This window comes from Acidovorax sp. 210-6 (genome assembly GCF_010020825.1).
Classification (GTDB): domain Bacteria; phylum Pseudomonadota; class Gammaproteobacteria; order Burkholderiales; family Burkholderiaceae_C; genus Simplicispira; species Simplicispira sedimenti.
In genome coordinates this window covers 224,857-248,043 of sequence record NZ_JAACJE010000001.1, presented here as the reverse complement: position 1 = coordinate 248,043, position 23,187 = coordinate 224,857, and the positions used below count along the sequence as shown (strand labels likewise).

General features: G+C 61.4%; 12 protein-coding genes, 2 tRNA genes, 3 rRNA genes and 1 other annotated feature. Of the genes, 4 read left to right on the top strand and 13 right to left on the bottom strand.

The annotated features are described in order from the left end of the window. The first annotated feature begins 183 nt into the window (after positions 1-183). Positions 184-2,862 carry a PAS-domain containing protein gene (locus tag GWK50_RS01130; protein ID WP_162014898.1) on the top strand — a complete coding sequence of 893 codons (2,679 nt, stop codon included), beginning with the start codon at positions 184-186 and terminating at the stop codon, positions 2,860-2,862. 106 nt (positions 2,863-2,968) lie between these two features. Here GWK50_RS01130 and GWK50_RS01125 read toward each other — a convergent pair whose 3' ends face one another. Then, entirely contained in the window at positions 2,969-3,613 is a 645-nt protein-coding gene (locus GWK50_RS01125; protein ID WP_162014897.1) for a response regulator transcription factor, read from the bottom strand. 264 nt (positions 3,614-3,877) lie between these two features. Here GWK50_RS01125 and GWK50_RS01120 point away from each other — a divergent pair, with 264 nt between their 5' ends. Together GWK50_RS01120 and GWK50_RS01115 are read left to right on the top strand one after the other, a co-directional pair. Then, positions 3,878-6,079 carry a malate synthase G gene (locus GWK50_RS01120; RefSeq protein WP_162014896.1) on the top strand — a complete coding sequence of 734 codons (2,202 nt, stop codon included), beginning with the start codon at positions 3,878-3,880 and terminating at the stop codon, positions 6,077-6,079. A gap of 103 nt (positions 6,080-6,182) precedes the next feature. Further along, positions 6,183-6,464 (top strand): cysteine-rich CWC family protein, encoded by a 282-nt coding sequence (locus GWK50_RS01115; protein ID WP_347339479.1) that lies wholly within the window; start codon positions 6,183-6,185, stop codon positions 6,462-6,464. Here GWK50_RS01115 and GWK50_RS01110 read toward each other — a convergent pair. Then, positions 6,461-7,695 (bottom strand): IS3 family transposase gene (locus tag GWK50_RS01110; RefSeq protein ID WP_162014894.1). Its coding sequence is split into 2 segments (ribosomal slippage): positions 6,461-7,407 and positions 7,407-7,695, totalling 1,236 coding nucleotides; the frame shifts between segments, so codons are not numbered across the junction. The genes GWK50_RS01115 and GWK50_RS01110 overlap by 4 nt on opposite strands. After that, positions 7,301-7,417, bottom strand: a sequence feature (AL1L pseudoknot). (Overlaps the previous gene by 117 nt.) 164 nt (positions 7,696-7,859) lie before the next feature. Between GWK50_RS01110 and GWK50_RS01105 the strand changes: the two genes are divergently transcribed. Next, positions 7,860-8,627, top strand: a complete 768-nt coding sequence (locus GWK50_RS01105; protein ID WP_162014893.1) for a class II glutamine amidotransferase — start codon at positions 7,860-7,862, stop codon at positions 8,625-8,627. Positions 8,628-8,733: 106 nt separating this feature from the next. Here the strand turns inward: GWK50_RS01105 and rrf are convergent. From rrf to trkA, 11 genes are all read right to left on the bottom strand, one after another. Further along, positions 8,734-8,846 (bottom strand): 5S ribosomal RNA (gene rrf / locus GWK50_RS01100). A 113-nt stretch (positions 8,847-8,959) separates the two neighbouring features. Continuing rightward, a 23S ribosomal RNA gene (locus GWK50_RS01095) occupies positions 8,960-11,839 on the bottom strand. 329 nt (positions 11,840-12,168) lie between these two features. Continuing rightward, positions 12,169-12,244, bottom strand: a tRNA-Ala gene (locus GWK50_RS01090). Positions 12,245-12,284: 40 nt separating this feature from the next. After that, positions 12,285-12,361, bottom strand: a tRNA-Ile gene (locus GWK50_RS01085). A gap of 97 nt (positions 12,362-12,458) precedes the next feature. Next, positions 12,459-13,987 (bottom strand): 16S ribosomal RNA (locus GWK50_RS01080). Together the 16S, 23S and 5S rRNA genes with 2 tRNA genes alongside form the textbook arrangement of a ribosomal RNA operon. 473 nt (positions 13,988-14,460) lie before the next feature. Further along, entirely contained in the window at positions 14,461-15,414 is a 954-nt protein-coding gene (gshB, locus tag GWK50_RS01075) for a glutathione synthase (protein ID WP_162014892.1), read from the bottom strand. Between the two features lie 52 nt (positions 15,415-15,466). After that, complete coding sequence (locus GWK50_RS01070; protein WP_162014891.1) at positions 15,467-16,657, bottom strand: benzoate/H(+) symporter BenE family transporter; 1,191 nt, start codon at positions 16,655-16,657, stop codon at positions 15,467-15,469. 149 nt (positions 16,658-16,806) lie between these two features. After that, entirely contained in the window at positions 16,807-18,675 is a 1,869-nt protein-coding gene (locus GWK50_RS01065) for a potassium transporter Kup (protein WP_162014890.1), read from the bottom strand. 154 nt (positions 18,676-18,829) lie between these two features. After that, positions 18,830-20,125 (bottom strand): glutamate--cysteine ligase, encoded by a 1,296-nt coding sequence (gshA, locus tag GWK50_RS01060; RefSeq protein ID WP_162014889.1) that lies wholly within the window; start codon positions 20,123-20,125, stop codon positions 18,830-18,832. A gap of 77 nt (positions 20,126-20,202) precedes the next feature. After that, entirely contained in the window at positions 20,203-21,669 is a 1,467-nt protein-coding gene (locus tag GWK50_RS01055; protein WP_162014888.1) for a potassium transporter TrkG, read from the bottom strand. Between the two features lie 18 nt (positions 21,670-21,687). Beyond that, positions 21,688-23,139: a Trk system potassium transporter TrkA gene (gene trkA, locus GWK50_RS01050; RefSeq protein WP_162014887.1), complete on the bottom strand. Its 1,452-nt coding sequence runs from the start codon at positions 23,137-23,139 to the stop codon at positions 21,688-21,690. Positions 23,140-23,187: the final 48 nt, after the last annotated feature.

Below are 23,187 nucleotides of genomic sequence, written 5' to 3'. Positions count from 1 at the left end.
GGGTGCCGTTTGTACCGCTGCGATGCGTTTGTGCCGATAACCTATTGGTATTAGTCCGACAGGGCGTCAGAGGAGATCACGCGCGCCCAATCAGGGTAATCCCCTAGTTTCCAGATGAATCCGGCACACTCGCCACCGCACCCGCGTGGCCCCACCACCGTGTGACAAGCCTGCCTTCCTGCCATGCCCATGCCCCGCCTTCGCCAGTTCTGGACGCTGTTCACCCTGCTTGTGGGCACGGTGCTCAGCATGTGGGCGGCCAGTCAGTGGGCCTGGCAAAGGTCTTTGCATGACGAGAGCGAAAGCGTGCAGCGCCAGCTGGCCCTGTATGGACAAACGCTGGCCCAGCGCATTGACCGCTACCGCACGCTGCCCGAAGTGCTGGCCTTGGACGCGCAGCTGCAAGACGCCCTGCGCCGCCCCTTGCGCCCGGCAGAGGTGGAGCAGCTCAACCGCAAACTGGAGCAGGCCAACGGCGCCAGCCAGTCCTCCACCCTCACCCTGCTCGACCGCCGCGGCATGGCCGTGGCCGCCAGCAACTGGCGCTCCACGACCAGCAACGTGGGGCAGGACTACAGTTTTCGCCCCTATGTGCAGCAGGCACTGGCCCAGGGGCGTGGCAGTTTTTACGGCATTGGCGTGACCACCGGGGAGCCAGGCTACTTTCTGTCGCAGGCCATCCGCGACGACAGCGGCCAGATCCTGGGACTGGTGGCCATCAAGATTGCGCTGCAGGAGCTGGAGCGCGAATGGTTGCAGACACCCGATATCGTGCTCGCCTCTGACGCCTATGGCGTTGTCTTTCTTGCCAGCCAGGATGCCTGGCGGTACCGACTGCTGGAGCCGCTGGACGACGACCAGCGGCGCGAACTGAACGCCACCCGCCAGTATTCCGATCAGCCTTTGCGCCCCCTGGACCTGCGCGTGGACGACCATATGGACAACGGCGGCCGCCTGGTGCGCCTGCAGCCGACCTCCGACATGCCCACGCCCGCAGGCCGCGTGCTGTGGCAAACCCAGCCCTTGCCCGGCACCCCGTGGCAACTGCACCTGGTGCATGCAACGCACAGCAGCCTGACCGACAGTCGCTGGGCCGCAGCCTCGGGCGCTGGCGGCTGGCTGGCGCTCTCGCTGCTGGTGCTCTTTGTGCGCCAGCGCCAGCGCCTGGATCGCTTGCGCCAACGCAGCCGCCAGGAGCTGGAGACCGTGCTGCAGCAACACGCCCAGGAACTGCGCACCGCGCAGGACGGCATCGTTCAGGCAGCGCAACAGGCCGCCGAGCAGACGGACAAGGGCCTCTCGCGCAGCCTGGAGCATCTGCCCCAGGGGGTGGTCATCATCGACGCCGACCTCCGGCTGGTGGCCTGGAACTCGCGCTATGTGCAGCTGTTCCGCTTTCCGGCCGACCTGATGCAGGTGGGCCGCCCCATCGCCGACCTGCTGCGCCACAACGCACGCCGGGGGCTGCTGGGCCCCGGCCCGGTGGAGGACGCCATCGAGCGACGCCTGGCCCACCTGCGCAGCGGCACACCCCACCTGCACGAAAGCGCCAAGGACGACGGCACCGTGCTGGAGATCCGGGGGAACCCGCTGCCCGAAGGCGGGTTCGTCACCAGCTATGCTGACATCACGAGCTACAAGAACGCGGCGCGCGAACTGCGCTCACTGGCCGATGCACTGGAGCAGCGCGTGTCGGACCGAACGCGCGATCTGGACGCCGCCCGGCGCGAGGCCGAGCGCGCCAACCGCTCCAAGACCCGCTTTGTGGCGGCCGCCGTGCACGACCTGTTGCAGCCCCTGAACGCGGCGCGCATGTTCACCTCGCTGCTGCGCAGCCATTTGCACGACGAGGCCGGGCGGCACACCGCCGACAGCATTGAAGGCGCGCTGGCCGCGCAGGACGCCATCCTCAACAGTCTGCTCGACATTTCGCGCATGGAATCGGGCCAGCTCGACGTGCACATCCGCGACGTGCCGCTGGGGCCGCTGTTGCAGGTCTTGAGCCACAACTTCGGCGTGCTGGCCGAAAGCCAGGGCCTGAGCCTGCGCTGCGTGCCCACGCGCGCCGTGGTGCGCACCGATGAAAACCTTCTGCGCCGCATCCTGCAGAACTTCGTCTCCAACGCCATCCGCTACAGCCGCCGGGGCCGCATCGTGGTGGGCTGCCGTCGGGTCTGCCGCCCAGAGGGGGAGCACCTGCGCATCGAGGTGCACGACCAGGGCCCCGGCATCCCCGAGGCGCTGCAGCGCGAGATCTTCGAAGAATTCCGCCGCCTGGACGAGGGCCGCGCCGATGACCGGGGCGCCGGCCTGGGCTTGGCCATCGTGGAGCGGCTGGGCCGCCTGCTGGGGCATGAAATCGGCCTGCGCTCGCAGCTGGGGCGCGGCAGCGTGTTCTGGGTCTGCGTGCCGCTGGGTGACGCCGCCGCGGTACAGCCGGCTGCGCCCGCGACGAACGCACTCCATTCGCCCGACGACGCCCCGCTGCAGGGCCACAGCGCCTGGGTGATCGAAGACGATGGCCCCACCTGCGCTGCCACCCAGGCCTTGCTGCAGCGTTGGGGCTGCGCGGTACCGCTGGCCGGTGGTGCACGACAGGCGCTGGAGCACGCCCGCCCAGGCCAGGCGCCCCAGTTGGTGCTGCTGGATGTGCATCTGGGCGCAGGCCACCTCGGCCCGGATGTTTTCGCTGAGCTGTGCCAGCGCTGGGGCCAGAGCCCCGCCGTGATCCTGGTCACCGCCGAACGCGACGCCACCCTGCGCCGCCAGGCCGCCGAGCGCGGCTGGGGCTTTCTGGCCAAGCCGGTGCGTGCGCCCGCGCTGCGGGCCCTGGTCAGCCAAACCTTGCTGCGGATGCGCTAAGGCGCTTTCGAAGCGTACAAATGCTATTATTTTTATAGCTACTAGCGCTTTATTGATAAGCGCTAGAGCATCTTTTTATAAAAAGACATTCTCAACCACCCCACCATCAACCCGTCGCACCGTCCTCCGCCTCCAGGCTCTTGACCAGCACCGCAGCCTGGGTGCGGCTGTAGCACTCCAGCTTTTTCAGAATGGCGGTGACGTGCACTTTCACGGTGTTTTCGGCCAGGCCCAGTTCTGCGGCGATCTGTTTGTTGAGCAGGCCATCGGCCAGGCACAGCAGCACGCGGAACTGCTGGGGCGTGAGCTGCGCCAGGCGTGCTGCGAGCTCAGCGTCGGCTTCAGAGCGCTCGGACGCCATGGGTGGAAACCAGCTGCCGCCGTCCAGTACCGCGGCAATGGCTTCGCCCATGGCCTCCGCGGGCGCAGACTTGGGGATGAAACCGGCGGCGCCAAACTGCTGTGCACGGCGAATCACACGCGGGTGGTCGTTGGACGAGATGATGACCACAGGCAGCTCCGGGTACTCGCCGCGCACATGCAGCAAGGCCGAAAAGCCGCGCGTACCGGGCATGCTCAGATCCAGCAACACCAGCTCCACCTCCGGGTGTTCCTGCAAGGCCTGCCCCAGCGTGGCGGCGCTGGCAGCCTCCAGCGTGCGGTACTGGGGCAGGCGTTCGCGCAGCACATGCAACACGGCAGCGCGGAACAGAGGGTGGTCGTCAGCGACAAGGAGCGTGGGCTCGGACATGGGCCGAGTCTGCCACGACGCCGGGAGCATTTGCTGGGGGAGTTATCGGGATGCAACGGGCGTTCGTGGTGGCCCCTCCTTTTCCGGGCTGGGGGCGATGGGTATTGCTGGGGAGCACTGCAGCTCTGAGCTCGGCCGATTTTTGCGAAAAAGTCATTGGTTTTGAGATATTGAGGCTATTTATGCCGCCCTGTATCTGCAATACAGTGTTGTCATGCCCCAGTGGCTCCATTGTTTTCATCGACTTCGTCCGAGGCTTACACCATGACCGACCGCACCACCGTCCACGGCCTGCAAGTGGCCACCAACCTGCACCGCTTCATTGAAGACCAGGTGCTGCCCGGCACCGGCATCGACGCTGCCACGTTCTGGAAGGGCTTAGACGCCATCGTGTCCGACCTGGCTCCGCGCAACATCGCCCTGCTGGCCGAGCGCGACCGCCTGCAGACCGAGCTGGACACCTGGCACAAAGCCAACCCCGGCCCGATCAAGGACATGGTGGCCTACCGTGGCTTCCTGGAAAAAATTGGCTACCTCGTGCCCCAGCCGGCCGACGTGAAGATCACCACGGCCAATGTGGACGATGAACTGGCCACGCAGGCCGGCCCGCAGCTGGTGGTGCCCATCCTGAACGCGCGCTACGCCCTGAACGCCGCCAACGCGCGCTGGGGCAGCCTGTACGACGCGCTGTACGGCACCGACGCCATCAGCGAAGAGGGCGGCGCCGAGAAGGGCAAGGGCTACAACCCTGTGCGCGGCGCCAAGGTGATCGCCTTCGCCCGCCAGGTGCTGGACGACAACGCGCCGCTGGCCAGCGGTTCGCACAAGGATGCCACCGGCTACCGTGTGGAAGGCGGCCAGCTCGTGGTGCAGCTGGGCGGCGCCAGCACCGGCCTGAAGAACCCCGGCCAGTTCCAGGGTTACCAGGGTGATGCGGCCAACCCCTCGTCGGTGCTGCTGCAGCACAACGGCCTGCACCTGGACATCCAGATCAACCGCACTACGCCCATCGGCCAGTCGGACGCCGCTGGCGTGAGTGACGTGGTGCTCGAGGCCGCGCTCTCCACCATCCTCGACCTGGAGGACTCCGTGGCCGCCGTGGACGCCGAGGACAAGGTGCTGGGCTACAGCAACTGGCTGGGCATCCTCAAGGGCACGCTGACCGAGTCGTTCGAGAAGGGCGGCAAGACCCTGACGCGCGGCCTCAACCCCGACCGCGTCTACACCGGCCCCAACGGCGGCGAAGTGCGCCTGCATGGCCGCAGCCTGATGTTCGTGCGCAACGTCGGCCACCTGATGACCAACCCGGCCATCCTCTGGACGGACGCGCAGGGCCAGCAGCGCGAGATCCCCGAAGGCATCATGGACGCCGTGGTCACCACCACCATCGCGCTGCACGACCTGCAGGGCCATGGCGCAGGCGGTCTGCGCAACTCGCGCAAGGGCTCGGTCTACATCGTCAAGCCCAAGATGCACGGCCCCACGGAAGTGGCTTTCGCCGCAGAACTGTTCGGCCGCGTGGAAAAGCTCCTGGGCCTGCCCGACAGCACGGTCAAGCTCGGCATCATGGACGAGGAGCGCCGCACCTCCGTCAACCTGAAGGCCTGCATTGCCGCCGCATCGAGCCGAGTGGCCTTCATCAACACCGGCTTCCTGGATCGCACCGGCGACGAGATGCACACCGCCATGCTGGCCGGCCCGATGATCCGCAAGGGCGACATGAAGACCAGCGCCTGGATCCAGTCCTATGAGCGCAACAACGTGCTCGTCGGCCTGTCCTGCGGCCTGCGCGGCAAGGCGCAGATCGGCAAGGGCATGTGGGCCATGCCCGACCTGATGGCCGAGATGCTCAAGCAGAAGATCGCCCACCCCAAGGCGGGCGCCAACACCGCCTGGGTGCCCAGCCCCACGGGCGCCACGCTGCACGCGCTGCACTACCACCAGGTGAAGGTGAGCGATATCCAGATCGAACTGGAAAAGATCGACGCCAATGCCGAACGCGACAACTTGCTGACCGGGCTGCTCACGGTGCCCGTGGCGGCTGCGCCCAGCTGGAGCGATGCCGAGAAGCAGCAGGAACTGGACAACAACGCCCAGGGCATCCTCGGCTACGTGGTGCGCTGGGTGGACCAGGGGGTTGGCTGCTCCAAGGTGCCGGACATCCACAACATTGGATTGATGGAAGACCGTGCCACGCTGCGCATCAGCAGCCAGCACATGGCCAACTGGCTGCACCACGGCGTGGTGACCGAGGCCCAGGTGCGCGAGACCTTCGAACGCATGGCCGCTGTGGTGGATGGCCAGAACGCTGGCGACCCGCTGTACCGCCCCATGGCCGGTCACTTCGATACCAGCATGGCCTATCAGGCTGCCTGCGATCTGGTCTTCAAGGGCCTACAGCAACCCAGCGGCTACACCGAGCCCCTGTTGCACGCCTGGCGCCTCAAGCTCAAGGCATCTGCCTGATCAAACGCTATTGAATCTGTAGCGGTTTGCGCACTATTTATAGGCGCTAAAGGCTCGTTCTTCCAAAAAATACGACGGCACCTGCGGGTGCCGTCGTTCTTTCATGGGCCTACACTCGGTGAACCGGAACGGCTGCGAAACGATGAATACACCACATCCCCCCGACGACGGCATCTGCCCAAGCTGCGGGCATGCCAATCAGTGCGGCATGGCCACGCCTTCAAGCGAAGCCGCTGGGTTCGATTGTTGGTGCATGCACACTGAGATCTCGCCTACAGTGCTGGCATCCCTGCCCGCCACCGAGCGGGGACTGCGCTGCCTCTGCCCCTCCTGCGCACAAGGCAACCTGAACCGCCCCGGGTATCGAGGAGGCCGGTTGGTTTAAGTTGACACCTTTGTCGAGGTGTCGCTGGCGGCGAGTTGCCTCCAGTAGTTTGCCTCAGCTTCTGCCGGAGGGATGCCCCCAATCGGCGTGAGCAGTCGGACGTGGTTGAACCAGTGCACCCATTGCAGGGTGGCCAGTTCCACGGATTCCCTGGTCTTCCAAGGTCCCCGGCGGTGAATCAACTCGGCCTTGTACAGACCGTTGATGGTCTCGGCCAGCGCGTTGTCATAGCTGTCTCCCCTGCTGCCCACCGAAGGTTGTATGCCCGCCTGGTCCAAGCGTTCGGTGTAGCGGATGCTGACGTACTGACTGCCCCTGTCGGAATGGTGCGTCAAGACATGGGCCGCTGGCTGGCGTTCGTACAGAGCCTGCTCCAGGGCATCGAGCACGAAGTCCGTCTGCATGCTGCGACTGACGCGCCAGCCCACGATGCGCCGAGCGTACACATCCACCACAAAGGCCACATACAACCAGCCTTGCCAGGTGGAGACATAGGTGAAGTCCGACACCCATAGCTCGTTGGGACGGCTGGCATGGAAGTGCCGGTTGACGTGGTCCAGCGGGCACGGGGCCGAGGTATCCGGCGTGGTGGTGCGCACCGCCCTGCCACGGCGTGCCCCTTGCAAGCCCATGGCACGCATCAGACGCTCGACCGTGCAGCGCGCCACCACGATGCCCTCGCGGTTCATCTGCAGCCAGACCTTGTCGGCTCCGTAGACCTGCCAGTTGGCGTGCCACACGCGCTGAATGTCGGCCTTCAAACCCTCGTCACGCTGGGCGCGTGCACTGCGCAGTTGCGCGTTGCGTTGCCGGGCTGCGTGGCGCCAGTAACACGACGGGGCCATCTGCAGCGCCCGGCAGATGGGCTCGACCCCGTAGTCATCACGGTGGCGGTCGATGTAGGCCTTCACGACTTGAGTCGGCGGTCGAGCTCCGCCTGCGCGAAAAACGCGCTGGCCGTCTTCAGGATGTCGTTGGCCCGGCGCAATTCTTTGACCTCACGCTCCAGTTCCTTGATGCGCTGCGCATCCGAGGTGGTGGTGCCGGGGCGCTGGCCGCTGTCGACCTCGGCCTTCTTGACCCAGTCGTTCAAGGTCTGTGGCACGCAGCCAATCTTGGGGGCAATCGATTCAATCGCTGCCCACAGCGACGGGTAGTCGGCTCGGTGCTCCTGCACCATGCGCACGGCGCGCTCGCGCACTTCCGGGGAGAACTTCGGTGACTTGTTCATAGCTCCATCTTCTCAAGTGTTGGAGCCTCCTCAAAACCCGGGGCGGTTCAACCCGCCTGTGCACAATGGCAATTAGTCACGCGTGATCCTCGACCAGTCCAACGGCTGGTTGCTCCAGGCAATTCATCGCACCCCAATTTTTTTCAATCGGGAGCCGTTCTGCCATGTGCCAGTTGCTCGGAATGAACTGCAACACGCCCACCGATGTCACCTTCAGCTTCACCGGCTTCTCCCAACGTGCCGGACGCACAGGCGATCACTGCGATGGCTGGGGCATTGCTTTTTTTGAGGATCGAGGCGTCCGCTTGTTTGTCGATCATGCCCGCGCGGTCGATTCACCCATCGCAGATCTCATCCGCAACTATCCCCTCAAGAGCCAAAACGTCATTGCACATATCCGCAAAGCCACGCAGGGGCCCGTGAGCCTGCAGAACTGTCATCCCTTCGTGCGTGAGCTCTGGGGACGGTACTGGGTATTTGCACACAATGGCGATTTGAAGGATTTTCGCCCCCGTCTGCACGCTCAGTTCAGACCGGTAGGCTCAACGGACAGCGAACACGCCTTTTGCTGGATCATGCAGGAGCTGGCGAAATCCCATGCGACCGTGCCCTGCGTCGAAGAACTGACGCGCACGCTGCGGGAACTGGCGGGAGTCATCGCACCCCATGGCACCTTCAATTTCCTGCTCTCCAATGGCCAGGCCCTCTGGGCCCATGCATCCACAAATCTTTGCTACACGGAACGCAGGCATCCGTTTGCACAGGCGCATTTGTCTGATGAAGACTTGAGTATCGACTTCTCGCAACACACGACACCGGCCGATCGGGTGGCAGTCATCGTCACAGCGCCGCTGACACGCGACGAGCCCTGGACGCCCTTTGCTCACAACGAGCTGAAGGTCTTCGTGGACGGCGCAGCATTGGCCATCTGAATCCCGCAGATACCCCACGAGGGGCACCCCGTTGATGAAAGTCGTTTCCCCAAGCAGAAGCGCCCCGCACTGTATTAGTGCGGGGCGCTGCTGGGCTGGAATAGGAGCCTGACGATGACCTACTTTCACACGGGGATCCGCACTATCATTGGCGCAAAGTCGTTTCACTGTCCTGTTCGGGATGGGAAGGAGTGGTACCAACTTGCTATGGTCGTCAGGCATAACTTGTTGCTGGCCAGATGGTTGGTCTGGCTGGCGAATTCATAGAGTCTTGTCAGATTGAATTTGATTGCGTGCTTGGCATAACAGATTGACGGTTAAGTCAAAGTTATAGGGTCAAGCCGCACGGGCAATTAGTACTGGTTAGCTCAAAGCATTGCTGCTCTTGCACACCCAGCCTATCAACGTCCTGGTCTAGAACGACCCTTCAGGGGGGTCGAGCCCCCGGCAGATCTCATCTTGGAACGAGTTTCCCGCTTAGATGCTTTCAGCGGTTATCTCTTCCACACTTAGCTACCCTGCGATGCCACTGGCGTGACAACAGGTACACCAGAGGTGTGTCCACTCCGGTCCTCTCGTACTAGGAGCAGGCTTCCTCAAATCTGCAGCGCCCACGGAAGATAGGGACCAAACTGTCTCACGACGTTTTAAACCCAGCTCACGTACCTCTTTAAATGGCGAACAGCCATACCCTTGGGACCGGCTACAGCCCCAGGATGAGATGAGCCGACATCGAGGTGCCAAACACCGCCGTCGATATGAACTCTTGGGCGGTATCAGCCTGTTATCCCCAGAGTACCTTTTATCCGTTGAGCGATGGCCCTTCCATACAGAACCACCGGATCACTATGTCCTGCTTTCGCATCTGCTCGACTTGTCAGTCTCGCAGTTAAGCACGCTTATGCCATTGCACTATTAGCACGATGTCCGACCGTACCTAGCGTACCTTCGAACTCCTCCGTTACGCTTTGGGAGGAGACCGCCCCAGTCAAACTGCCTACCATGCACTGTCCCCGATCCCGATAAGGGACCCAGGTTAGAACCTCAAACGCACCAGGGTGGTATTTCAACGTTGGCTCCATGAGATCTAGCGACCTCACTTCAAAGCCTCCCACCTATCCTACACAGATCCGTTCAAAGTCCAATACAAAGCTACAGTAAAGGTTCATGGGGTCTTTCCGTCTTTCCGCGGGGAGATTGCATCATCACAAACATTTCAACTTCGCTGAGTCTGCGGAGGAGACAGTGTGGCCATCGTTACGCCATTCGTGCAGGTCGGAACTTACCCGACAAGGAATTTCGCTACCTTAGGACCGTTATAGTTACGGCCGCCGTTTACTGGGACTTCAATCAAGAGCTTGCACCCCATCATTTAATCTTCCAGCACCGGGCAGGCGTCACACCCTATACGTCCACTTTCGTGTTTGCAGAGTGCTGTGTTTTTATTAAACAGTCGCAGCCACCGATTTTTTGCAACCCTGTTCAGCTCCGTTTGTACAACTTCACTTACTTAGGGCATACCTTCTCCCGAAGTTACGGTATCAATTTGCCGAGTTCCTTCTCCGCAGTTCTCTCAAGCGCCTTAGAATACTCATCTCGCGCACCAGTGTCGGTTTGCGGTACGGTCGTGTGCAGCTGAAGCTTAGTGGCTTTTCCTGGAAGCAGGGTATCACTCACTTCGGAAGCAAGCTTCCTCGTTATCACCCCTCATCTTAGCCCGGCGGATTTGCCTACCAGGCACGACTACAGGCTTGAACCAACATGTCCAACAGTTGGCTGAGCTAACCTTCTCCGTCCCCACATCGCACTACACATCGGTACAGGAATATTGACCTGTTTCCCATCAGCTACGCATCTCTGCCTCACCTTAGGGGCCGACTCACCCTACGCCGATGAACGTTGCGTAGGAAACCTTGCGCTTACGGCGAGGGGGCTTTTCACCCCCTTTAACGCTACTCATGTCAGCATTCGCACTTCTGATACCTCCAGCATGCTTTACAACACACCTTCACAGGCCTACAGAACGCTCTCCTACCACGCACAGTAAACTGTGCATCCGCAGCTTCGGTAACTGGCTTAGCCCCGTTACATCTTCCGCGCAGGACGACTCGATCAGTGAGCTATTACGCTTTCTTTAAATGATGGCTGCTTCTAAGCCAACATCCTGACTGTTTTAGCCTTCCCACTTCGTTTCCCACTTAGCCAATTTTAGGGACCTTAGCTGGCGGTCTGGGTTGTTTCCCTCTTGAGTCCGGACGTTAGCACCCGGTGCTCTGTCTCCCAAGCTGTACTCATCGGTATTCGGAGTTTGCATAGGTTTGGTAAGTCGCCATGACCCCCTAGCCTAAACAGTGCTCTACCCCCGACGGTAATACTTGAGGCACTACCTAAATAGTTTTCGGAGAGAACCAGCTATTTCCAAGTTTGTTTAGCCTTTCGCCCCTATCCACAGCTCATCCGCTAGTTTTGCAACACTAGTCGGTTCGGACCTCCAGTACCTGTTACGGCACCTTCATCCTGGCCATGGGTAGATCACTTGGTTTCGGGTCTACACCCAGCGACTAAATTCGCCCTATTCGGACTCGATTTCTCTACGGCTTCCCTATTCGGTTAACCTTGCCACTGAATGTAAGTCGCTGACCCATTATACAAAAGGTACGCAGTCACCCTTGCGGGCTCCTACTTTTTGTAAGCATGCGGTTTCAGGATCTATTTCACTCCCCTCCCGGGGTTCTTTTCGCCTTTCCCTCACGGTACTGGTTCACTATCGGTCGATGATGAGTATTTAGCCTTGGAGGATGGTCCCCCCATGTTCAGACAGGGTTTCTCGTGCCCCGCCCTACTTGTCTGCAGCCTAGTACCACACGTTGGCTTTCGCATACAGGGCTATCACCTGCTATGGCCGGGCTTTCCATCCCGTTTTGCTAACCAGCGCGCTATCACTGCAAGGCTTTTCCAATTTCGCTCGCCACTACTTTCGGAATCTCGGTTGATGTCTTTTCCTCGAGCTACTGAGATGTTTCAGTTCACCCGGTTCGCTTCGTTGACCTATGTATTCAGTCAACGATACCTATCGCTAGGTGGGTTTCCCCATTCAGATACCTCCGGATCAAAGCTTATTTGCCAGCTCCCCGAAGCTTTTCGCAGGCTATCACGTCTTTCGTCGCCTATCATCGCCAAGGCATCCACCACATGCTCTTAGTCACTTGACCCTATAACTTTGACGTCTCTTTCGAAACATCTCCGCCATCTGTCTTGACTTGCGAGGTCTTTCACCTCGCGCGTTATGCCGTAATGTGAATCTTTCTTCGGTATTTCTACCTGGAGAACTATTCGTCATTACTTGAACAAACAAAGTTCGTTCGTTTTGACGCAATCAAATTTTTGTCACCGGCGGCACGGTGCAGTTTCCTGCTTTCCGCCGGCAACGCTGATTCGACTCTATGAATTTTTAAAGAACAGCCGTTTGATCGCTCTATCTCGATCAACAACAAAGCAGCCTTTTGCAAAGCCGCTTTGGTGTTGAAGCATTTTTTTGGGTTGGTGGAGGATGACGGGATCGAACCGACGACCCCCTGCTTGCAAAGCAGGTGCTCTCCCAGCTGAGCTAATCCCCCAGGAATCGCATTGTCGTGTCGCTTCGCATGGCACCGCACTTGGTGGGTCTGGTTGGTCTCGAACCAACGACCCCCGCCTTATCAAGACGGTGCTCTAACCAACTGAGCTACAGACCCAAGCCGGCCACCGCCTCAGGGCAGTTTCCCGCCTTCGCAGCGACTTCTTCCAACAACCGATAAGTGTGGGCGTTCAATTTGTGTGACAGTTTTCCAGAAAGGAGGTGATCCAGCCGCACCTTCCGATACGGCTACCTTGTTACGACTTCACCCCAGTCACGAACCCTGCCGTGGTAAGCGCCCTCCTTACGGTTAGGCTACCTACTTCTGGCAGAACCCGCTCCCATGGTGTGACGGGCGGTGTGTACAAGACCCGGGAACGTATTCACCGTGACATTCTGATCCACGATTACTAGCGATTCCGACTTCACGCAGTCGAGTTGCAGACTGCGATCCGGACTACGACTGGCTTTGTGGGATTGGCTCCCCCTCGCGGGTTGGCAACCCTTTGTACCAGCCATTGTATGACGTGTGTAGCCCCACCTATAAGGGCCATGAGGACTTGACGTCATCCCCACCTTCCTCCGGTTTGTCACCGGCAGTCCCATTAGAGTGCCCTTTCGTAGCAACTAATGGCAAGGGTTGCGCTCGTTGCGGGACTTAACCCAACATCTCACGACACGAGCTGACGACAGCCATGCAGCACCTGTGTTACGGCTCTCTTTCGAGCACTCCTCTATCTCTAAAGGATTCCGTACATGTCAAAGGTGGGTAAGGTTTTTCGCGTTGCATCGAATTAAACCACATCATCCACCGCTTGTGCGGGTCCCCGTCAATTCCTTTGAGTTTTAACCTTGCGGCCGTACTCCCCAGGCGGTCAACTTCACGCGTTAGCTTCGTTACTGAGTCAGTGAAGACCCAACAACCAGTTGACATCGTTTAGGGCGTGGACTACCAGGGTATCTAATCCTGTTTGCTCCCCACGCTTTCGTGCATGAGCGTCAGTGCAGGCCCAGGGGATTGCCTTCGCCATCGGTGTTCCTCCGCATATCTACGCATTTCACTGCTACACGCGGAATTCCATCCCCCTCTGCCGCACTCCAGCTATGCAGTCACAAAGGCAGTTCCCAGGTTGAGCCCGGGGATTTCACCTCTGTCTTACATAACCGCCTGCGCACGCTTTACGCCCAGTAATTCCGATTAACGCTTGCACCCTACGTATTACCGCGGCTGCTGGCACGTAGTTAGCCGGTGCTTATTCTTACGGTACCGTCATTCACCCCCTGTATTAGAGAGAGCTTTTTCGTTCCGTACAAAAGCAGTTTACAACCCGAAGGCCTTCATCCTGCACGCGGCATGGCTGGATCAGGCTTGCGCCCATTGTCCAAAATTCCCCACTGCTGCCTCCCGTAGGAGTCTGGGCCGTGTCTCAGTCCCAGTGTGGCTGGTCGTCCTCTCAGACCAGCTACAGATCGTCGGCTTGGTAAGCTTTTATCCCACCAACTACCTAATCTGCCATCGGCCGCTCCGTCCGCGCGAGGTCTTGCGATCCCCCGCTTTCATCCGTAGATCGTATGCGGTATTAGCACAGCTTTCGCTGCGTTATCCCCCACGATCGGGCACGTTCCGATGTATTACTCACCCGTTCGCCACTCGTCAGCATCCGAAGACCTGTTACCGTTCGACTTGCATGTGTAAGGCATGCCGCCAGCGTTCAATCTGAGCCAGGATCAAACTCTTCAGTTCGATCTTAAAATTTAAAGCCTTTCGGCTATTACTCATAAAAACGGAATTGAAGTGAACTTCACTTCTATTTCCATGAGCGTTTCAGTCTTGCGACTTTTGTTCTTTCGAACTTGGTCACTCGCCTCAAACGCCCACGCTTATCGGCTGTATGTTTTTAACGTACACCGCAAAAAGTATCTCTCTCTTTGCAAACCCCGCTGCGATCAGCAGAGCCTCAAATTATAACAGGATTTTTTATTTCCCGTCAACACTGAAGGTCTTTCGTCTCTTCAGCACCCCCACCAACCAGAACCACCGCAAGCAGCAACCTTCTGTTCAGCGAAGCCTTGCATTGTACATCGGTTTTTAACCAACTTTCAAGTCACAAGGAACTTTTTTGCCCCACCACCCAAATCCGACAAAACCGTCAGCTCCAAGCAGCGAAGCCCGCTAGTGTATCACAGCCAATACGGGTTTTCCCTTGCGGACCGACATTAACGCGTTTTCGTGCAGCTGGCCTCCAGCGCATCGACAAACATGGCCGCCACATCGAATCCGGTTTGCTGCTGGATTTCCTGGAAACAGGTGGGGCTGGTGACGTTGATCTCGGTGACGCAATCCCCAATCACGTCCACCCCGGCCAGCAACAGACCGCGTTGGCTCAAAATGGGACCGAGCGCCTTGGCGATTTCCCAGTCGCGCTCGGACAGCGCCTGTGCCACTCCTTTGCCACCTGCAGCAAGGTTGCCGCGTACTTCAGAGCCCTGCGGTATGCGTGCAAGGCAGTAAGGCACCGGTTGGCCACCAATGATGAGCACCCTTTTGTCACCCAGGGCGATTTCGGGCAGAAACTTCTGCACCATAAGACTTTGGGCGCCTCCGCGGTTGAGGGTCTCTGTGATGCTGCCCAGGTTGAGCCCGTCCGGCCCCACACGGAAGATGCCCATGCCACCCATGCCATCGAGCGGTTTGAGGATGATGTCGCGGTGCTCGGCGTGAAAGCGCTGGATGTCGCGCGCGTCGCGCGTCACCAGCGTGGGGCCGATGAACTGCGGAAACTCCATGATCGCCAGCTTTTCCGGGTGGTCACGCAGGGCGCGCGGCTTGTTGAAGACCCGCGCGCCGTCGCGTTCCGCCTGCTCCAGCAGGTGGGTGGCGTAGAAATATTCGCTGTCAAAGGGCGGGTCCTTGCGCATGAGCACTGCACCGAAGTCCGCCAGCGGCGCCGCGCGCTGCCGGCGCACACGGAACCAATCATTGGCGTCGCCGGTGAGTTCAATGTCCAGCACATGGGCCTGCACCGGCGCACCCCGCTGCCACATGATGTCCTGCGGCACGCAGGCGCTGATGGTGTGGCCACGGCGCTGGGCCTCGCGCATCATGGCAAAGGTGGTGTCCTTGTAGGTCTTGAAGGATTCCAGCGGATCGGCGATGAACAACAGTTGCATGGTGGATGTCCAATATGAATAGGCGCCTGCACCGATGTGCAGGCCATCGCGCTCAGTGCTTGCGCGGCGCGTTTCGTCTGGCGTACTGTTGCACAAACAGCGCCACACTGCCGGCCACCACGCCCCAGAACGCCGAGCCCACTCCGCCAATCACCACGCCACTGAGCGTGACCAGGAAAGTGATCAGCGCCGCTTCGCGGTGGGGTTCGTCGCGCAAGGCGGTCGCCAGACCATTGCCAATGGTGCCCAGCAGCGCCAAACCGGCGATGGCCACCACCAATTCCTTGGGGAAAGCCGTGAGCAAGCCTGTGACCACCGCACCAAAGATGCCGATGGCAATATAGAACGCACCACAGGACGCGGCGGCGGTGTAGCGGCGGTTCGGGTCTTCGTGGGCCTCCGGCCCCATGCAGATGGCGGCCGTGATGGCACTGAAGTTGAGCGCAAACGCGCCAAACGGTGCCAACACCAGGGTGGCCAGCCCCGTCATGGTGACCAGCGCGGAGACTGGCATCTGGTACCCCGTGGCACGCATGACCGCCACACCGGGCAGGTTCTGTGACGCCATGGTTACCACAAACAACGGCAGCGCCAGGCTGACGATGGCACTCCAACTGAACTGGGGCGCCACCCATTGCGGCATGGCCAGTTCAAAAGAGACCACCGACCATTCCATCTGCCCACCCAGGGCCGCATACACAATGGCCGCCGCCAACGTCAGCACCACGGCATAGCGCGGTGCAAAGCGGCGCGCCACCAGGTAGCACCCCAGCATCAGCAACACCAACGTCAAGGCCGTCTGGGCTGCCGCAAAGGCCTGCAGCCCAAAACGCGCCAGCACTCCGGCCAGCAGCGCCGAGGCGATTTCCATGGGAATGCGGCTCATGGCACGCTCGAACCAGCGCGTGGCTCCCGCCACCGTGATCAGCGCCGCGCAGACCATGAAGGCACCCACCGCCTCGGCCATGCTGAATCCGCCCGCCAGCCCGGCCGTGGCCAGCACCGCCGCGCCCGGCGTGGACCAGGCGACCATGACCGGCTTGCGCAGCCACAGCGATGGCAGCAAGGTACACAGGCCCATGCCCAGCCCGAGCGCCCACATCCATGAAGTGATCTGCGCTGGCGTGGCCTGAAAGGCCTGCGCTGCCTGGAAGACGAGGGCGACGGAACTGGTGAAGCCCACCAGCACGGCCACGAAGCCTGCCGTCACGGCAGAAAGGCTCAGGTCTTTGAAAAACTGCATGTGCCGATTCTGGCATTGCCAGGCTCCGTGCACAGGCTTTGCAAGGTCGCTACTGTTTTCATAGCTGATTGCGCTTTATTGACGGGCGCAAAAGGCCAATTTGGCCAAATTTATTTTCCGAGCATTACCCCCTCTGTGCACCCAACCAATCACAGCTCGATCTTGGAGCCCAACTCCACCACCGCATTGTTGGGCAGATGCAAGAAGTCTGCCGCCGCACTGGCGTTGCGGTGCATCTGGGCAAACAGCTTCTCGCGCCAAGGCGCCATGCCGCCACCAAACGAGGGGATGACCGTATCGCGCGAAAGAAAGTAGCTGGTCGTCATGGGCTCGACGGCACAACCATGCCCACGCAACAACTGCAACGCGCGCGGCACGTCCGGATCGTTCTTGAAGCCGTAGTGGATGGTGACCTGCCAGCAGTCGTGCCCCAAGGCCTCGATCTGCAGACGGCGGTCCAGGCCCACCCAAGGCTCCTCGTGGTTGCACACGGTGACGAACAGGTTCTGCGCATGCAGCACCTTGTTGTGCTTGAGGTTGTGCAGCAGTGCATTGGGCACCACTCCCTGTTCGGCACTGAGAAACACCGCCGTACCCTCCACCCGGGTGGGGGGGCTCACAAACACTGCATCCAAAAAAGAGCGCAAATCGATGGCATCGGAAAGCAGCTTGTCGTTGAGCAACTGGCGCCCCCGCTTCCAGGTCATCATCAGCGTGAACACCGCACCACCGATGAGCAGCGGAAACCATCCCCCCTGGAACAGCTTGAGCAGATTGGAGCTGAAGAAGGCCAGGTCAATGACAAAAAAGCAGCCTGTGGACGCCACGCACAACACCAGGGGATAGCGCCAGCCGTAACGCAACACAAAGAAAGTCAGCACCGTGGTGATGAGCATGTCCAGCGTGACCGCAATGCCGTAGGCTGCCGCCAGATTGCTCGAGGAGCGGAACATACCCACCGCCAGCACAATGGCCACGAACAGCCCCCAGTTGACGAACGGAATGTAGATCTGGCCCTTGTCATGCACGCTGGTGTGCAGGATGTTCAGGCGCGGCAGATAGCCGAGCTGGATGACCTGCTTGGTGACACTGAACGCCCCGGTGATGAGCGCCTGTGAGGCGATCACCGTGGCCAGGGTGGCCAGGCCCACCAGCGGCAGCAAGGCCCAGTCCGGGGCCATCATGAAGAAGGGATTCTTGACCGCCTCGGGTTCAGCCAGCAGCAGCGCCCCCTGGCCAAAATAATTGAGCACCAGCGCAGGCATGACCACCGTGAACCACGCGATACGGATGGGCCGCTTGCCGAAATGTCCCAGGTCTGCGTACAGCGCTTCGGCGCCCGTCACGCACAGCACCACGGCCCCCAGGATGATGAAGCTGGTGCCCGGCTGGGTCCACAGAAAGCCCAGGGCGTAGTGCGGGCTGAGCGCGGCCAGAATCTCCGGGTGGTGCACGATCTGCGCGACCCCCAGCAGGGCAATCGAGAGCATCCACACCAGCGTGATGGGGCCAAAAAAACGGCCGATACCGGCCGTGCCCCGTTTCTGCACGACAAACAGGCAGAACAAGACCAGCAAGGTCAGTGGAAGCACAAACCGCTTGAAGTGCGGCGACACCACCTCCAGCCCCTCCACCGCCGACAGCACCGAAATCGCCGGCGTGATGACGCCGTCGCCATAGAACAGCGAGGTGCCGAAAATTCCCGCCGCGAGCAGACCTGCGCGCAACTGGGGCCGGTCTTTCACCGACTGGGACGCCAGTGCCAGCATGGCCACCAGACCACCCTCGCCATGGTTGTCGGCGCGCAGCACCAGCACCACGTACTTGAGCGAGACAATGACCGTCAGCGTCCAAAAAAGGATGGACAGGATGCCGTACACGTTGGCCTGGGTGAAGGGAACGTGACCGGAGCCAAAAACCTCTTTCACGGCATACAACACGCTCGTGCCGATATCGCCATAGACGACGCCGATGGCTGCCAGCGTCAACGCAGCCGTGGAGGACTTGGTGGTGCTCACTGCAATGCACCGCGCGGTGGGCCATGGCCCGCCACACGAGTTCTGTGGTCTTGGGAAGGCGAATTCTGCGCCTGCGCGCAGAGGCCCGAAAGCCCGCCCGCAGAAAAATCACACAACTTGTTGCAATGCAGCAACGACAGCGAATATCGACCGATCAGTCGTAGGTTTCGGCGTCCGGATTGGTGGCTTCCAGCTCATAGCTGGCCGCCAACATGGCCAGGCGTGCGATCACGCCATACATGTAGAAGCGGTTGGGCGCGCTCGCGCCAGGGCGTGCGCCCAACTGGGGCAACTGTGCGCCATGCGCAAAGGCCAGGGGCACAAAGCCCGCGCCGGGCGCGTTGAGGTTTTCGTCCACGCCCCGCTCGGCATGGATGCGGTAAAAACCGCCTACCACGTAGCGGTCCATCATGTACACCACGGGCTCGGCCACGGCGTCGTTCATGCGCTCCTGCGTGAGCACGCCCTCCTGGATGATGAGATCGTGCACGGGTTGCCCATCCTTGACCACCGCCATCTTGTTGCGCGTGCGGCGGTTGAGCGCCTGCAGTTCCTTGGCGTCGTGCACGGTCATGACGCCCATGCCATAGGTGCCGTTGTCGGCCTTGACCACGGCAAAGGGCTTCTCGTGGATGCCGTATTCCTTGTACTTGCGGCGTACCTTGGTCAGCAGCGCATCCACCTGCGTCTGCAACTCCTCCAGGCCCGTCTCGGCCGCAAAGTCCACCCCGGCACATTTGCCGTACAGCGGATTGATCAGCCAGGGGTCAATGCCCAGCAGCTTGCCAAAGCGCTTGGCCACTTCTTCGTAGTTGCGGAAGTGCTGGCTCTTGCGCCGCACCGTCCAGCCTGCGTGCAGCGGCGGCAGCAGGTACTGCTCATGGATGTCTTCAAGGATGCCAGGCGCCCCCGCCGACAGGTCGTTGTTCAGCAGGATGGTGCAGGGGTCAAAATTCTTGAGTCCCAGGCGCCTGCGCGTGCGCACCACGGGCTCCAGCGTGATGGTTTCGCCCGTGGGCAGTTCCACCACGGTGTCCTTCTTGATCTCGGGGCTGACCGAGCCGATGCGCACGTTCAGGCCCGCCATGTTGAAGATGCGCTGCAACTGCACCAGGTTGCTCAGGTAATAGCTGTTGCGCGTGTGGTTCTCGGGAATGATCAGCAGGTTGCGCGCCTCGGGGCAGATCTTTTCAATCGCCGCCATGGCCGCCTGCACCGCCAACGGCAGCATCTCGGGCGTGAGGTTGTTCCAGCCACCGGGGAACAGGTTGGTATCCACCGGCGCCAGCTTGAAGCCCGCGTTGCGGATATCCACCGAGGTATAGAACGGTGGCGTGTGCTCCATCCATTCCAGCCGGAACCATCGCTCCGTGGCGGGCATGGAATCGATGATGCGCTGTTCAAGCTCGTTGATGGGCCCCGTGAGGGCCGTGATGAGGTGCGGAACCATGGCTGTGCGTTTGGGTCGGGTGCGGCCCATTGTAGGGGCGTCGCATGGCAGCCCTGGGCGCTGCGATGACTGCTGCCTCAGCGCCGCCAGAACGAAGGAGCCAGTAGCGCCATCACGCTGAGAAACTCCAAACGCCCCAGCAGCATGGCCAACGTACAGACCCAGACCTGAAAGTCGGTCAACACCGCAAAGTTGGAGGACGGCCCCACGGCCCCCAGGCCTGGCCCCGTGCAGTGGACGCTGGCCAGCACGGCCGTAAAGGCGGTGACAGGGTCCAGGTCGGTCAACAGCAGCACCATGCTCAGACCAATCACGGTGCCCCCGTACACCAGCATGAAAGCCAGGACCGAGAAAATCACCGTGTGGTCCACCACCGTATCTCCCAAGCGCACGGGCTGCACGGCGCGCGTGTGCACCAGGCGTGTCATCTCGCGCCGCGCCTGTTTGAGGAGGATGAGCACCCGCACCATCTTGATCCCGCACCCCGTGGACCCTGCGCTGGTCGCCACCCCCGACAGCAGCAGCATGCTGACGGGCGCAAACACCGGCCACACCAGGTAGTCAGCCGTGGCATAGCCGGTGGTGGTGGCCACGGACACCACATTGAACACCCCGTAGCGCAAGGCATCCAGAGGGGCATAGGTGCCCTTGGCCCACAACAGCACCGACACCAACAGGCCGCTGCCCACCAGCACGCCCAGGGTGGCGCGCAGCTCCGGGTCACGCCACAGACCCGCCGTGGAACGCTTGCGCACCGCCACAAAATACAGGGCAAAGTTGCAGCTGGCCACCAGCATGAAGAGCACCGCGATGGCTTCCAGCAGCGGCGACTGGAAGTGGCCGAAACTTGCGTCGTACGAAGACAGCCCCCCCAGGCTCACGGTAGTGAACATGTGCATGAGTGCATCCAGCGGGCGCATGCCTCCCCACCAATAGGCCAGCGCGCATGCCACTGAAAAAAAGGCATACACGCCCCACAGCCCCTTGGCTGTTTCCGTCATGCGCGGGGTCAGCTTGGTGTCCTTGACCGGCCCTGCGGCCTCGGCTCGGAACAACTGGCTGCCGCCCACCCCCAGCAGCGGCAGCACCGCCACCGCCAGGATCAGAATGCCCATGCCCCCCACCCACTGCAGGAAGGTGCGCCACACGTTGACCGATACGGGCAGGCTGTCGAGCCCACTGAGCACGGTGGAGCCGGTGGTGGTCAAGCCCGAAACCGCCTCGAAATACGCATGCGTGAACGAGACCGGACGCCCCACCTGGTGCAAGGCCAGCATCAGCGGCAGCACGGCGCACAGCGGCAGCAGCACCCATACCAGCGTGACCAGCATCACACCGTGGCGCGGCAGCAGCTCACGCTGATGACGTCGCAGCCCGACCCACAGCGCAAGCCCCACCCCCATGGTCACTGCCATGGACACAGGGTACACGCGCCAGACACCATCGCCCTGCACCCAGGACACACCCAAGGGCAGCCCCATGGTCAGCGCAAACACCATGAGCAGAATGCCCAGCACGCGCAGAACGGGAAGCAGATCCAGCATGGGTGGCGGCGCAGTGCGTTAGAAGAACATGGCGCTGACGCGGAAGAGCTTTTCCACCTCGCGCACCAGCCGCTTGTGCGGCACGAAGAACACCACATGGTCGTTGGTCTCGATGACCGTGGTGCTGTGCGGGATGATGACCTGCGGCTCGACCGCCTCGGTCATTTCCTCGCCAGGCACAGGCAGACCACGCACGATCAAGCCCATGTGCACCTCGGGCGGCAAGGACAGCTCACTCACCTTGCGCCCCACCACGCGCGAGCTCTTGCGATCGCCACGCGCCACGATCTCGAGTGCCTCGGCCACTCCGCGGCGCAGGCTGTGCACGGCCTGCACGTCGCCCTGGCGCACATGGGCCAGCAGCTCACCCAGCATGGCCTGCGCGGGCGAGAGCGCAATGTCGATCTGCGTGCCATGCATCAGGTCGGCATAGCTGCGCCGGTTGATGAGCGCCAACACGCGGCGTGCGCCCATGCGCTTGGCCAGCAGGCAGGACATGATGTTGTCCTCATCGTCCTCGGTCAATGCCAGAAACAGGTCCGTCTCTTCCACGCTTTCGCCTGCCAGCAGGTCTTCATCGGTGGTGTCGCCCTGCAACACCAGCACCTCCGAAGGCAGTTCCGACGCCAGGGCCACGCAGCGCTCAGGCAGCTCTTCGATGACCTTGAGGTGAAAGCGCCCCTTCTCGCGTGCGAGCTGGCGGGCCAGCCGCAGGCCCACCTCCTCGCCTCCGGCAATCATGATGCGGCGCACGGGCCTCTCGGGCTGGCCCTGGCGCCGGTGCAGCGCGGTCAGTACCTGGGCAATGTGTTCGCTGGCGGCGAGCACGAACACTTCGTCGCCCGGCTCCACCCGGGTGGAGCCGTCGCAGGCAATGAAGCGATCGGGCTCATCCTGAAAGCGCCGGTAAATGGCCACCAGGCGCATGTCCACACCGGGAAGAATCTGGCGCAGCTCGCCGATGCTGTGGCTCACCAGCGGAGCCCCCGCACGTGCACGCACCGACACCAGACTGGCACGCCCCCCGGCAAAATCGCGTACCTGCATGGCCTCGGGGTATTCGACCAGGCGCACGATGTAGCGCGTGAGCGACTCTTCGGGACAGATGATGCGGTCCACCGCAAAGCCATCGGGGCCCAGCAGCAGGTCCTGATCGACAAACCCGGAGGTGCGCACGCGTGCGATGCGGGTGGGTATTCCGTACAGCCGCTGCGCCACCTTGCAGCACACGAGGTTGGTTTCATCCTCGGCCGCACAGGCAATGAGCAAATCGGTGTCCCGCGCACCGGCTTCGGCGAGCACCGCCGGATCGATGCCGCTGCCCACCACGCCACGCAGGTCAAAACGGGATTCCAGGTCGCGCAGGCGTGCCGCACTGGTGTCGATGACGGTGATGTCGTTGTGCTCGGACACCAGGCTGTCCGCCACGCTTTCGCCCACCCGCCCTGCGCCGATGATGATGATTTTCACAATGGAATGATCGACTGCGGCCTGCCCGGCGTCAATGCAGGCAGGCCT

Coding starts and splice junctions, on each gene's coding strand:
- GWK50_RS01130 (WP_162014898.1), top strand. CDS start 184: ATGCCCATGCCCCGCCTTCGCCAGTTCTGGACGCTGTTCACCCTGCTT.
- GWK50_RS01125 (WP_162014897.1), bottom strand. CDS start 3,613: ATGTCCGAGCCCACGCTCCTTGTCGCTGACGACCACCCTCTGTTCCGC.
- GWK50_RS01120 (WP_162014896.1), top strand. CDS start 3,878: ATGACCGACCGCACCACCGTCCACGGCCTGCAAGTGGCCACCAACCTG.
- GWK50_RS01115 (WP_347339479.1), top strand. CDS start 6,183: ATGGGCCTACACTCGGTGAACCGGAACGGCTGCGAAACGATGAATACA.
- GWK50_RS01105 (WP_162014893.1), top strand. CDS start 7,860: ATGTGCCAGTTGCTCGGAATGAACTGCAACACGCCCACCGATGTCACC.
- gshB (WP_162014892.1), bottom strand. CDS start 15,414: ATGCAACTGTTGTTCATCGCCGATCCGCTGGAATCCTTCAAGACCTAC.
- GWK50_RS01070 (WP_162014891.1), bottom strand. CDS start 16,657: ATGCAGTTTTTCAAAGACCTGAGCCTTTCTGCCGTGACGGCAGGCTTC.
- gshA (WP_162014889.1), bottom strand. CDS start 20,125: ATGGTTCCGCACCTCATCACGGCCCTCACGGGGCCCATCAACGAGCTT.
- GWK50_RS01055 (WP_162014888.1), bottom strand. CDS start 21,669: ATGCTGGATCTGCTTCCCGTTCTGCGCGTGCTGGGCATTCTGCTCATG.